General features: G+C 56.2%; 11 protein-coding genes. 7 read left to right on the forward strand and 4 right to left on the reverse strand.

Annotated features, from left to right (window positions below; genetic code table 11):
• Positions 1-80: 80 nt before the first annotated feature.
• Positions 81-1,490: an APC family permease gene (locus tag AC5S16_RS16385; RefSeq protein ID WP_493931172.1), complete on the reverse strand. Its 1,410-nt coding sequence runs from the start codon at positions 1,488-1,490 to the stop codon at positions 81-83.
• An 85-nt stretch (positions 1,491-1,575) separates the two neighbouring features.
• Here AC5S16_RS16385 and AC5S16_RS16390 point away from each other — a divergent pair, with 85 nt between their 5' ends.
• A complete protein-coding gene (locus AC5S16_RS16390; protein WP_493931173.1) occupies positions 1,576-4,413 on the forward strand; it encodes a PIG-L family deacetylase in 2,838 nt (945 codons plus the stop codon).
• Positions 4,414-4,460: 47 nt separating this feature from the next.
• Here AC5S16_RS16390 and AC5S16_RS16395 read toward each other — a convergent pair whose 3' ends face one another.
• Complete coding sequence (locus AC5S16_RS16395; RefSeq protein WP_493931174.1) at positions 4,461-5,315, reverse strand: inositol oxygenase family protein; 855 nt, start codon at positions 5,313-5,315, stop codon at positions 4,461-4,463.
• Positions 5,316-5,543: 228 nt separating this feature from the next.
• On the opposite strand from AC5S16_RS16395, the gene AC5S16_RS16400 reads away from it, so the two are divergent.
• Both AC5S16_RS16400 and AC5S16_RS16405 read left to right on the forward strand, forming a co-directional pair.
• Entirely contained in the window at positions 5,544-5,633 is a 90-nt protein-coding gene (locus AC5S16_RS16400) for a translocated intimin receptor Tir (protein WP_493931175.1), read from the forward strand.
• 23 nt (positions 5,634-5,656) lie between these two features.
• On the forward strand, positions 5,657-6,943 hold the full coding sequence (locus AC5S16_RS16405) for a GRP family sugar transporter (RefSeq protein WP_493931176.1): 1,287 nt from the start codon (positions 5,657-5,659) through the stop codon (positions 6,941-6,943).
• 165 nt (positions 6,944-7,108) lie between these two features.
• Here AC5S16_RS16405 and AC5S16_RS16410 read toward each other — a convergent pair whose 3' ends face one another.
• Positions 7,109-7,885, reverse strand: a complete 777-nt coding sequence (locus AC5S16_RS16410; protein ID WP_493931177.1) for a GvpL/GvpF family gas vesicle protein — start codon at positions 7,883-7,885, stop codon at positions 7,109-7,111.
• 379 nt (positions 7,886-8,264) lie between these two features.
• Here AC5S16_RS16410 and rnc point away from each other — a divergent pair, with 379 nt between their 5' ends.
• From rnc to AC5S16_RS16430, 4 genes are all read left to right on the forward strand, one after another.
• Positions 8,265-9,041: a ribonuclease III gene (gene rnc, locus AC5S16_RS16415; RefSeq protein ID WP_493931178.1), complete on the forward strand. Its 777-nt coding sequence runs from the start codon at positions 8,265-8,267 to the stop codon at positions 9,039-9,041.
• Positions 9,034-9,858, forward strand: coding sequence for a signal peptidase I (lepB, locus tag AC5S16_RS16420; protein ID WP_493931179.1), 825 nt, complete (start codon positions 9,034-9,036; stop codon positions 9,856-9,858). Before rnc ends, lepB (AC5S16_RS16420) begins: the two co-directional genes overlap by 8 nt.
• 5 nt (positions 9,859-9,863) lie before the next feature.
• Complete coding sequence (gene lepB, locus AC5S16_RS16425; protein ID WP_493931180.1) at positions 9,864-10,652, forward strand: signal peptidase I; 789 nt, start codon at positions 9,864-9,866, stop codon at positions 10,650-10,652.
• 454 nt (positions 10,653-11,106) lie between these two features.
• Positions 11,107-11,664, forward strand: a complete 558-nt coding sequence (locus AC5S16_RS16430) for a hypothetical protein (protein ID WP_493931181.1) — start codon at positions 11,107-11,109, stop codon at positions 11,662-11,664.
• Positions 11,665-11,707: 43 nt separating this feature from the next.
• Here AC5S16_RS16430 and AC5S16_RS16435 read toward each other — a convergent pair whose 3' ends face one another.
• Positions 11,708-12,430, reverse strand: coding sequence for a class I SAM-dependent methyltransferase (locus tag AC5S16_RS16435; protein WP_493931182.1), 723 nt, complete (start codon positions 12,428-12,430; stop codon positions 11,708-11,710).
• Positions 12,431-12,500: the final 70 nt, after the last annotated feature.

Here is a 12,500-nt window from a genome sequence, read left to right on the forward strand (position 1 = left end):
GGAAGAAGCGTTGTGTACCAGTTGCTGTTGATGTGACGGAAAGTAGCCACAGGTGGTTACAGATTTCGTGATTCTTCATTCTAGGGTCTTGTCTCGGCATGGATTGTCTGTTTTTTATCTGAAATGAAGGGCCATTCGCTTCTCCGGTAGGCGCGGGCGAAGTAGAGAATACTTCCCGATACTCCGATAATTCCGGCATAGACGAACTCCCGCGATGCGTCAGGACGCGAGAACAGAATGAAAAGGAATCCAGCCAGCGCAAGCAGCGGCGGCAGAGGATAGAGCCACAGGCGAAAGGGCCGCGGCATTTCCGGCCTGCGAATGCGCAGGAGAATGACGCCAGCTTGCTGCAAGACATATTGCAGAATGATGCGGATCGCCACCAGCGCGGCAATCACGTGCGAGAGATCAAAAAAGCAGAAGACAGCGGCAACAAGCCCGAGTGCGAGCAGTGAGACGTTGGGGAATCCATGCCGCGGATGAAGCTTTGCAAAAGAGCGGAAGTAGTTGCCGTCGAGCGCGGCGGCATAGGGCGCGCGTGAATACCCCAACAGAAGGGAAAACACAGACGCAAACGCAGTCCACATCACCAGCGCAGCGACAATACGAGCGGTTGTTGGTCCGAAGGTCCGTTGCATCAGAACAGCCACGACAGCGTACCGCCCGTCTCCGCCCTTGACCAGTTCCTGCCAGGGAATGACGCCGAGAACGCTGATATTCATGAGCAGATAGAACGCAGCAACGATAGCGATCGAGAGCAGCACGGCGCGTGGAATCGTGCGTCCAGGGTTTCTGACTTCTCCGCCAAGAAAGCAGACCGTGTAGTAACCCCAGTAATCATAGGTGGCGATGAGTGTGGCCGCGCCTAGTCCCTGAAAGAATGCTGGCGTGAGCTGAAAGGCTCCAGCCGGCATGGCAAGCTGCGACGCATGGAAGTGCGTGACGCCTGCAAGAATCACGGAGCCTATGGTGATAAGAACGCCGGCCCAGAGAACCCACGCAAGACGCGTAATGACACTCAGGTTGCGATAGAGCAGCGCAAGAATAAAGAGGCAGGTTCCCGCAGCAAGCAGGCTTGAGTAGCGCAGATGCGGAATGTCCGGCACTGTGCCATTCAATGAAGGCCACAGCCATGCAGCATACTGCGCAAGTCCAATACAGCCGGATGCAATCGAGAGCGGCGCGCTGAACCCAAGCTGCCAGATGTAGAGAAATGACGCCCAGCGTCCTGCGCCGTTGCGTCCATAGATCTCGCGCAGGAAGGCATAGGAGCCCCCGGCTTCGGGCATGGCCGCACCAAGCTCTGCCCACACCAGTCCATCGCATACGGCGATAAGCGCGCCGAGCAGCCAGCCCAGCATGGCCTGCGGGCCGCCCATCGCTGCCACAACAAGCGGCAGCGTGATGAACGGTCCCACGCCAACCATGTTCATCATGTTCAGTGAAATGGCGCTGCCCAGGTTGAGCTGGCGTTTCAGCTGCATCGTCATGGTTCGATCATCATCAAACAAGAAACTCAGTGCGTGGATTGTACACTGTAGCCAAATCCACAATTTTCGGAGACTAACCAGGTAGATGCAGCCAGCCAGCCGACGACTCAAGCTGTTCGCCACACTCGCGCTTGCCGCAACCATAGCTGCACCGGCGCAGACAGTTCCGTGGGCAACGCAGATTGCCGCCACTCCCAACGCGCAGACGCTGCCGGAAGACCGTGGTGCGGACGGCTTGTGGCAGACGCTGCGCAAGCTGCACACCTGGGCCAGCGTGATGATGATCGTGGCGCACCCGGATGATGAGGACGGCGGCATGCTGACACTGGAGTCGCGCGGAGCAGGAGCGCGCGTGGCCATGCTGACGCTGACGCGCGGCGAAGGCGGCCAGAATGCCATGTCGGAAGAGAGCTACGACGCGCTGGGGCTGATCCGCACCAACGAGCTGCTGCGCGCCGATGAGTTCAGCGGGACAGAGCAGTACTGGACGCGAGTCGCCGACTACGGCTTCTCAAAAACAATTGACGAGGCCTTTGAGCAGTGGGGGCATGATCGCGTTCTCTACGACGTAGTGCGCGCCGTGCGGCTGAACCGACCGCTGGTGATTACGTCTGTCTTTACCGGCAATGTCACCGATGGGCATGGACACCACCAGGTGTCGGGCGAAATGGCGCAGGAGGTCTTCAAGGCCGCCGGTGACCCGAATGTCTTTCCTGATCAAATCGCAGAAGGATTACGGCCCTGGTCGCCACTTAAGGTGTATGCGCGCGTGCCTGGTTTCTCGATCAACGGCGCAGGTACCCACAAGCAGATGTTCGACTACGCAACCGGCAAGTCTTCACCGCTGCACCTGCGCGACTATGTGAACCAGCAGTGGATGGACGATGTTCCGTCGACAAACGTCGAGATACCGGAAGGCGCATTCGATCCAGTGCTAGGCCGCTCCTTTGTGCAGATGGCGCGCGAAGGCTGGAGCGAGCAGAAGTCGCAGAATGGCGGAGGCAATCCGCCGCTGTCCGGGCCGTTCAATGTTGCCTACCATCGTTATGGCTCACGCGTGGAGACCAAAGACGGTGAGACATCGTTCTTTGATGGCATTGACGTTTCACTTCCAGGCATTGCCGCGCTTGCGCATGGCGATACGCAGTTCCTGAAAGATGGCCTGCGCGAGATTGACCGTCATGTGGCGCACGCGCAGTACGCCTATATCCCTTCTGATCCATCGAAGATTCTTCCTGACCTGCATGATGGGTATCTCAAAACGAAGCAGTTGATCGACACGGTAAATGCAAGCTCACTGAGCGTCGATGACAAGGCAAACGTCAACCATGAGCTTCAGATCAAGCTGGCGCAGTTCAATACTGCGTTGGCCGAAGCGCTTGGATTGCAGGTGAATGCGCTCGTGACGCCGCGAACTGCGCCCGACCGCAATCCGTTCTTCGGCTCGGCAGCCGAGATGACATTTCTCCATGCCACGCCGGATATGGACTTCAACGTGCGCCTGCACGTAACCAGCGCGGAGCCGTGGACCCCCGGCGGCAAGCTGCGGCTGGCGAAAACCTGGCTCGTGACTCCGGAGAACGAGCGCTGGCCGGTAGAGCGCATCGGCGGCCCGGTCACCGTGAGCGCTGCTGACGGTGACATCCTGTTCAAGGTCCATGTGCCGCGCAATGCGCCGGCAACGCGGGCTTACTTCAGTCGTCCATCGATTGAGCAGCCCTATTACGACATTAACGACAAGCGCTGGCTGAACCGCCCGTTCGCGCCATATCCGGTGGAAGGCTGGGCCGAATTCGATTACGACGGCGTGCCTGTGCGCGTGGGGCAGGTGGTCCAGACAGTTCACTGGGTGCATGGACCGGGCGCGGTGTATCAGCCGCTGGTTGTGCTGCCGCAGATTTCTGTCAAGATTGGCACTGGCGCTGGAGTGGTCCCGCTCGGAGAGAAATCTTTTCCGCTGAACGTAGCCCTTACCAATGAGCAACAGGAAGCCGCGGATGGCGAGTTGCGGCTGGAGCTTCCCACGGGCTGGACAGCCGAGCCTTCGACCTCAAAGTTCCATCTCCCGGTAAATGATCCTGCAACAGTTACATTTACCGTGCATCCTTCTGCGCTGAGTGATGCGAACTATACCATCAAGGCGGTCGCGCGCAGCGGAAATTATGAGTTCAGCGAAGACGTGCAACAGGTTGGTTATCCCGGAGTGCGTCCTTATTATTCTTATCGTCCGGCAGCATATCGAGCGCGTGGCGTAGATGTGAAGGTCGCGCCTGGATTGAAGGTCGGATACATCATGGGCACCGGAGATGAAATCCCTCAGGCGCTCGATCAGATCGGAGTACATTCGCACCTGCTGACTTCGGACGAAATTCTGCACAGCGACCTGAGCCAGTATGACGCGATTGTGCTCGGTATCCGCACCTATGCAGCAAGGTCGGAGCTGGCCATGGCAACGCGTCGCTTGCTCGATTACACGCAGAATGGCGGCACGGTAATTGTTGAATACAACAGCGGGGAATACGACCACAACTTCGGGCCGTATCCATATACGCTTGGACGCTCGCCTGAGAAAGTCGTGGATGAGAAGTCGAAGGTCACGATTCTCGAACCGAATAACCCCCTGATGACGTGGCCGAACCAGATTACCGAGCACGATTTCGACGGATGGGTCGAAGAGCGCGGCCACTCCTTCATGGAGTCGTGGGACTCGCACTATACCGCGCTGACAGAAACGCATGATCCCGGTCAGGACCCGCAGAAGGGCGGATTGCTTTACGCGAAGTATGGCAAGGGTACTTATATTTATGTTGCCTATGCGCTCTACCGGCAGATGACCGAGGCAGTTCCGGGAGCATATCGGATATTTGCAAACTTGATCAGCGCTGGCGCTGACCGCACGGGTGGAAGCGCTTCGCGACAATAGGAAAGCGCCCTTACCTGGGCGCTTTCTTATTCATGAACCCGACGAGCTTACCAGTCGATCTTCTCCGGAAAATACTCCGCAATCAGATCATCGTAGTACGGCTTCAACTCCTTCAGATTGGGCTTTGTGTGGCCCTTGGAGTAGAGGTCATATGGATTGAACTTGTGCACCCACTCGAACATCTCCTCATCGTGCTGGTTCATGAGGTGCTTGTACGCCCCATGCTTGTGCGCGGGATAAAAGGAGTGGTAGCGCAGCATGTAGAGCGCAGGCTCTGGCAGGTAAGACTTCGCGACGTTATAGATGTACTCGTCGTGCCCCCAGGACATGTGCACTTTATTGAGGCCGCAGTTGGGCTCGTAGATGCCATATTCGCTCTGGTATTCAGGAACCTTGCTGTCAGGATTTGCGCTGAAGTATTCGCGGAAGACAATCTCACTCGACCATGCACAACCAACCGGGAACGTATCGCCCACGACTGCCCACTGAGGCTCGCCATAAAGGCAGAGCACCTTACCCAGATCATGAATGAAGCCCGTTAGCACCATCCAGCGCGGGTGGCCGTCCCTGCGGATAGCCTCCGAAGTCTGCAGAAGGTGCTCGATCTGCGTAAGGTCAGTGTCCGGATCGCTGTCGTCAACCAGTGTGTTGAGATAATCGGCCGCTTCCCAAATGCTCTTCTTGCCGCGGTTGAGCGCGAGAAATTCCTTTTCCTTCTGGAGTACGAAGTCCAGCGTCTGATTTGTGTGGTTCAAGCGGTAGAATTCGGCTACGCCTGGATTAGTCTCGGCGTCATAGTTGCGGAATTCTTCTTCAGCCTTGCCTTCCTTGTAGCGGCTGGCTACAAAATCGTCCCAGTCGTCGAGATGCTCAAGAGGCTTGTCAGGTGTAATAGTATGCATCGAAGAATTCCTCACTTATGGGATGCAATTATAGGAGCGCGAAGCTACGGATGTCATGTTAACTTTTCGCCTTATTTTGACAGTGTGGTAGCGATGCCATGATCGTATTTCCAGGCAAGCGTGCCCTTTATAGATTTGTGCAGGGTCGCCGACTCCCTGATGGTCGCGTCGACTTGAGGTCGCGGCTTCGAGATGTGCTATTCCTGAAAATGCGATACGGTGGTCCAAATGATTAAGGCAATCTTGACAGATGTGCAGTTCTGGATTCCGGCCGGGGTGCTGGCGCTCGGTGTTGTGCTGCTGGCATGGCTGCATTGAGGGCAGGGAACAGAGGAGATTTCTTGGCGAATACAGTGGTGAGCAAGACGCAGACTGCCTCCATGCATAGTCTTGGGGTATTTTGCGGGCTGGCTGCGGGAGTCTGGCTGGGCGGGGCTGAAGCTCCAACCAAGCTGGTGAATGCGGGCATTTCTCCATTCGCAATTTCGCTCGCCATGGTGCTGGGCGTTTTTGTGGCGCGATGGACCCTTCCCACCCTGCTCAAGGGCACAGACTATGTCTTTCGCGACCTCTTCGCCAAGCCGCATTTAATTGTGTGGGCCGTGCTCGCCGGAGCATTGTGGGCAGTCGCCAATACGCTGACCGTCTTCGCTATTCGTGATGTCGGGCTGTCGATTGCCTTTCCTTTATGGAACACAAACAGCCTGGTCGGCATCTTCTGGGGATGGCTGCTCTTTCAGGAAATGCGCGGCGCCGGCTTCAAGACAGCAGGGCGCGTACTGGGCGGCGCGCTGGCAATCGTCATTGCCGCCATCCTGCTGGCATTTGTAACTGTGCAGCATACAAATATGCTGCATGCGCAGGCGGTGCATGGAGTCGTAGCGGCGCTGGGCGCGAGCCTGCTCTGGGGCACAATGTATGTGCCGTACCGCAAGGCCTACCTGAGCGGCATGAATCCGTTGTCCTTCGTGACCGTCTTCACGCTTGGGGAGTTGGGCACGATGGCGCTGCTCGCCATTGCATTTGGCGGAGGAATTCCTCACCTGCATGCTGAACTGTATGCCGCGCGGCATGTGGTCTTCTGGATATTCCTCGGTGGCTTCTGCTGGGTGATCGGCGATCTCTTTCAGCAGTACGCGACAAAATACATCGGCATCGGACGCGGCATTCCGCTTTCGAATACGAACCAGCTCTGGGGGCTGGCCTGGGGTGCCCTGGTGTTTGGCGAGCTGGCACACGTGAGCGATGCGAACCGCTGGCTCATCCTGCTCGGATCACTGCTCATGATCGTCGGCGCGGTGTTCATCAGCACGGCGGCTGCTCCGGCGCGCGAGCAGGCTTCCGGACGCAACGCCATTTCCCGCGAATGCGAGAAGTACGGCCTGCGTTTTGAAGACTGCATAGCAGCGCAGCTCGGCGAGTTGCATGGCGAGGCGAAAGGGCGGCGGCCATGGTGGGATTACGGAATCGTCGCAGCAGCGGTGGCGATTTTCCTTTGGCTCGGATTGCAGGTGCGCGTGCCCTCCCTCGAGATGAATTTTGGATGGATGAGCATATTGTGTGCGGTATTGGTGTTCGCGGCGATTGGATGCGGATGGCTGCTTTGGAAGCGGACACGCTTTTCCTAGAACGAAGCGAAAACTGTAAACATTTCCCCGTCTCGTGCGTCTTTCAACATAGAGGTCGATACGGGAGTGCATGGCCCGTTTGATCTCTTGCTCCAGAAGAGAAAAGCCCCGGCGGTTCGTGGGTCCGCCGGGGCTTTATGCTCCAATGCGCTTTCTTCTTGCAGATCAGGCGTGCATGGCTGGAGCGGCGGCGTGGTGATTGTTGCCGTGGCGCGTAGTGAGCCGGTGCACAAAATGATAGGGCGGCCAGGGGCCGGAAAGTTGCATCTGGCAGTCTTTCATCAGCTGGCTGGCGCTTGAATATTTGTTCTGGTACCGCTCCACCGCTTTGTGATCGATCAAGTGGGCGATATCCAGCAGCATCTTGCCTGAATCCATACGGCGGCAGGTAATCTCCTCGGCGAGAGGAGAGAACATGCGGTGCATCTGCACGGAGACGGCGCGCGCCTTTGTCTGGCGTTCGCGCTGCAGCGTGGCGTTTTCCCTTAATTGGGCCAGATACTCACGGCCTGTCCCGCCATTTGCATGAGAAGGGTGATAGGCGTGGATTTGTTCGCGGCAACAGTCGTCGAGCATGACTTTCAGGTGCATTTCGGCTTTTCCGCGAAGACGCTCGATATTGGTGAGGAACTGGCGCTGATTGGAACGGATCGACCGGCGGAGGCTGTCGTCATCGGAAAAGACAGTGCCGAACCGGAAGGGGAGAACAGTGGAGGTTTTGAAGCAGTCGGCAATCACGCGTGCGTGTTCGAGTGCGGCGCGGTCCTGCTGAGAGTCTTCAGGAGAATGTTCACTTACGATGACGGCTAAATCGCTGGCCGGGTATAAGAAGACTTGATTTCCTGCAATACCCGAAACTGATTCGAAAGGAATGGGTTTGCGGTGACGAAGAAGTTCAGGAAACGCTTGCTTTTCTGTAATGCAGTAGGCATACCATGCCATAAAGAATCGCTCCGTACTCTGGCTTTATTTTTTGAAATGGATTACATCGGCACCTTAGAAACGATCGAAACAACTGCATTGGGTCCTGGAGTGCTCTAAAAGCGAACTACCCCGAACTGACACGTATCCTAGTCCTGAGACATCACAACTGGCAAACATTTTTTAATAAGTGAAGAAAAAGGTAAGCAGACGCAAGCAAATTTCACTTTGTTCACATGAAATTCCAATTGATTTTCATGAAAATAACGTGGGCAGGCGGCCAGCTGTGGAAAATGCGATAAACCCTGCGAAATGAGCCTACTCTGCTTTGTATTCCGTCTAAAGAATCGAATACTCTATCGGATAACTCTAAATTTCCATAAGAGAAGTTGCAGCGCAAATGGGGCACTCATCACTGGAAACGCTCGAAGGCGCGCTCGGACACCACTTCGGGCAGCAGCATTTGCTTGTTCAGGCCCTGACACACAGCTCACTGGCCCATGAACGCCATCTTACAAATGAAGAAAGCGAACCGGACGAGCCGATTGAAGATAACGAACAATTGGAGTTCCTGGGGGACGCGGTGGTCGGCCTGCTGGTAGGTGAATCTCTGTTCCGGCGCTTTCCGGAGCTGAGCGAAGGGGAATTGACGCGCCTGCGCTCGGCCTTGATCAGCCGTAAGCATTTGGGGCAGGTGGCGGCCGGGCTCAAGCTGGGCAAGTACATGCGCCTGGGCAAAGGAGAGGAACGCAGCGGAGGCCGGAAGAAGAACGCCCTGCTCGCGAACTGCATGGAAGCTGTGATTGCCGCTCTCTATCTCGATGCAGGCCTCGAAACAACGCGCACCTTTGTAGAACGCGCCGCCGTGGAGCCTTATGTCGCCGAGCTCATGAGAGAGCTGGTCGAGGGTCGCAGCATTGGCGATCATAAATCCGCCTTGCAGGAGTATCTGCAGGCGCACAAGGGCGGCCAGCCTGTATATGTAGTAAAGGGCGAGAGCGGCCCCGACCATCGCAAGAAATTTCTGGTGGAAGTGCAGCATGCGGCGAACGGCTCAGGGGCGAAGGCGCTGGCGCGCGGCTCGGGCAGCACGAAAAAGAAAGCCGAGCAGGAAGCCGCGCGGCGGGCTCTTGAAAAACTGCGCGCGGTTGCGTTGAAAGAGTCTGGAGATGAGTGAGTTTCAGCAAAGCCTGGCCACTGCCGGCGTGGAAGCACCGCCTGCTCCCACCGTCGAAATAGTGGACCGGCCTGCTGTGCAGAAGCAGATTGTCTATCCCACGGTGCTCGATACGGCGCGATCGTTGCTGTCTGTCATCGTGGTGGCCCTCTTCGTGCTGACGTTTGTCGTGCAGCCCTTCCGCATTCCATCGGAGTCGATGGAGCACACGCTGCTGGTGGGCGATTTTCTCCTGGTCAACAAGATGATCTACGCGCCTTCCGGGATATGGCGCTGGCTGCTGCCTTATCGCCAGATGCAGCGCGGAGATGTAGTGGTCTTCCATTTTCCGCTCGATCCTGCAGACCACGTAGTGAAGCGCATCATCGGCGTTCCCGGCGACCATGTGCATCTGCACGACGGGCTGGTCTATCTGAACGGACAGCCGCTGCGTGAGCCGTATGCCATGTATCAGGTGTCGTACTCGGATAATTTCCGCGACCAGTTTCCTACTCTGCAGTACATCGATCCCGGAGTGGATGCGAACTGGTGGAACGAAATGCGCGGCGACATGAAGAACGGCGACCTGATTGTTCCTGCGGGGCGCTATTTTGTTCTGGGCGACAACCGCAACCACAGCCGCGACAGCCGTTATTGGGGATTCGTGCCGCAGCCTAATATTGTGGGGCGTCCCTTCCTGATTTATTTCTCGCTGCGCCAGCGATCGGGAGCGGCGGTACCGGACCTTCCGGATGATAGACTCAGACACGACACTACCCCTGTAAACAGCGTGGTTGATTTTGCGCGCTGGGACCGTATGTTTCGCGTGGTCTGGTAAGAGATATGGAACAAATCCTCGAAAAGCCCTTGGAAAAGAAAAAGCAGCACGCTGAAGAGACTCCGCTCGAATTTATTGCTTCCATCTGTGGCGTACTTGTAATCGGACTCTTCGCGCTTACATTTATTTTTCAGAATTTTGAGATTCCCTCGGCTTCGATGGAGAAGACGCTGCTGATCGGCGACCACGTGGTGGTCGACCGCATGTCGCTGGCTCCTCCGTCAAAGTGGGCCCCCTTTGATCACCATCGCGACATCCGGCGCGGCGACATTATTGTCTTCTTCAAGCCGGTGGCTGAGGCGAACGGCGACCATATTTTTCTGGTGAAGCGTGTTGTCGGCATTCCCGGCGACCACATCCATCTGCGCAACGGCATTGTTTACCTGAATGGGCAGCCGCAGAATGAGCCGCAGGCGGCAAAGCCTTCCGAGGAAGGCTATTATCCATACCGCGATGATTTCCCGTCCGTCTCGCCTTCACAGGCTGTGGATGTAACAGCGCAATGGGCGGTGGATCTGCCCAGCCACATCCAGGGCGACGACCTGGTTGTTCCTGACGGGCATTACTTTGCGATGGGCGACAACCGTCCGGTGAGCCTCGACAGCCGCTACTGGGGCTTTGTGCCGCGCGAGAACATTGTGGGGCGGCCGCTGTTTGTCTACTGGTCGTTCGTGACGCCCGAAAATCAGATCGAGAAGACTGGCATCGGGGACAAAGTCGGGTTTATCGGCCACATCGTCCTGCATTTTTTCGATCAGACGCGCTGGACCCGGACGCTGCATCTGGTGAAGTAGACTAGTCTCTAACGTGGTGAGTTATGAATTCATGAAACAAAGATTGTCATCCTGAGCGTAGCGAAGGACCTGCTTTTCAGCGATTTATGCGTAACAAACTGTCTTGAAATATGTGTTGAATTTCTGATTCGCCACCACTAGCGTTTACTTCATTCAGTAATCTGGAAAGAACGTCGAGGATGAAGGAAAAATCGCATACCTCAGGGGCTGAAGCCCCACGGAATCGCTCAACCTCATTGCGAAGGCTGAAACCCTCGCCTACCCGGAAAGCTTCCAAGGCTGAGATTCGTCAAGACCCCATCACAGGATTTCCAGTTCTGGATGCCGGGCCTGATGCGCCTGTTTTGACAAGCAAAAGAAGTTGAGGAACTTCTGGTTGATTTTCCCTGAAATCCCCGTTGCCCCCTGCTAGGTGAGGGCTTTCGCATCTTACCTGTGATAGAACAGGATGGAAATGCCGGAGACCATTGAACAAAAACCGCTGGAAATCGTCGAAGACAACCCCGCTGCAAAAGAGGTGAAGGTTCCCCCTGAGCATCAGGAACTTCCGAAGCAGGCGCAGCTGCCCGAACCTGATCCCGATCCGGAGCCTGGGAAGCGGCGCCGGTTTTCGCAGAATCTCGGCAAGCTGAGGCCCCTGCTGCCGATCCTCACCGGCGGGCTGCGCCTGATCGATCACGGCGCGGCGCAGATGGTGGCAACGCTGTTGAATATTGCGAGCTCCGGTGGAGTCGCCCCGGCGGACACTGAGATTCAGCATGGGATTGCCGAGATTGAAGCCAGCCATCGTGACCTGCGCCTTTCGGTGCAGGATCACAGCGTAGAGCTCAAGCGTATCGAGGAGCAGATTGTGCTGCTGCGCCAGACCGTTGAGCGCAATGCTTCAGAACATACAGAGCTGGCTCAGAATGTGAAGTCGCTTGGGAACCTGGTGCGGGTGTTTGGAGCCGGGCTGGCGATTTTGTTGATTGTGCTTCTCGTGCTTACCGGGCTTCTGCTGGCTCGAAAGTAGAGATGCATCGAATTGCTTCCGAATAGCCGGTCATTCGTTCAGATCAAGATGCCGGCTCCCATCTCGCCAGAACAATCGGCTGATAGTAGCCGCTTTCGCCTGGCATGAGCCACTGCACGTCTTTGAAACCGGCAGACTCCAGCTCGTTCGAAAGTTCGCTGCGCAAGATACAGCGATATTCAGAGACGAAATGATGCGTCATCCACGCCTGATTAGATTCTTCGGTGATGTAAAGGTGAACGGTATATCTTGTCCTATCGATCCAATCCCACACTTGATGGACGATGCGCCGTTTCCCTGGATTCCCATAAAACGCGGGTTGTTGTATGGTCGGTCTTTGATTGAGGAGTTCATCATAGTCTCGGATGCTCGCGATGAATCGACCGTTTTGTGCGAGTTTCGAAGCAACGACTCTGAGTGCGCGTCGAACCCGGTCGCCGGATAAGTGCGGTAGAGCGTTATCCATTGCAGCTACCACATCGAAAGTGTCTTCCAGAATCTCCGACATCGATGCCATGTCTGAGACGAGGAAGGATATTTTCAAGCCACGAATCTTAGCTTCGTGCTTGGCGCGCACCACGGCTGCTTCGCTTAGATCCGATGCGATCACTTTATGGCCCGATCTTGCAAATCCAATCGCTTGAGTCCCAATACCACATGCGCAGTCCAAAATTTTGAGGGGCCGGTCCGGGAACTGCGCTTTCAAGAGATGGTCAAGAACCCTCGCTTGACGGTCAATCGCCCGATCCCAGTCCTCGAAGATCAAGTGGTAGTGTGGCGCGAGTAATTCATGGAAGCCGAGGACTTTCTGATCCAGAATGCCTCCTTAATCACTC

The sequence above is a fragment of the Acidobacterium sp. FHG110202_01 genome (assembly GCF_059115305.1).

Excerpts from the sequence above, each read along its gene's own strand:
- AC5S16_RS16400 (WP_493931175.1), top strand. The coding sequence starts at position 5,544 with ATGATTAAGGCAATCTTGACAGATGTGCAGTTCTGGATTCCGGCCGGG.
- rnc (WP_493931178.1), top strand. The coding sequence starts at position 8,265 with ATGGGGCACTCATCACTGGAAACGCTCGAAGGCGCGCTCGGACACCAC.
- AC5S16_RS16385 (WP_493931172.1), bottom strand. The coding sequence starts at position 1,490 with ATGACGATGCAGCTGAAACGCCAGCTCAACCTGGGCAGCGCCATTTCA.
- AC5S16_RS16395 (WP_493931174.1), bottom strand. The coding sequence starts at position 5,315 with ATGCATACTATTACACCTGACAAGCCTCTTGAGCATCTCGACGACTGG.
- AC5S16_RS16410 (WP_493931177.1), bottom strand. The coding sequence starts at position 7,885 with ATGGCATGGTATGCCTACTGCATTACAGAAAAGCAAGCGTTTCCTGAA.
- lepB (WP_493931179.1), top strand. The coding sequence starts at position 9,034 with ATGAGTGAGTTTCAGCAAAGCCTGGCCACTGCCGGCGTGGAAGCACCG.
- lepB (WP_493931180.1), top strand. The coding sequence starts at position 9,864 with ATGGAACAAATCCTCGAAAAGCCCTTGGAAAAGAAAAAGCAGCACGCT.
- AC5S16_RS16390 (WP_493931173.1), top strand. The coding sequence starts at position 1,576 with ATGCAGCCAGCCAGCCGACGACTCAAGCTGTTCGCCACACTCGCGCTT.
- AC5S16_RS16430 (WP_493931181.1), top strand. The coding sequence starts at position 11,107 with ATGCCGGAGACCATTGAACAAAAACCGCTGGAAATCGTCGAAGACAAC.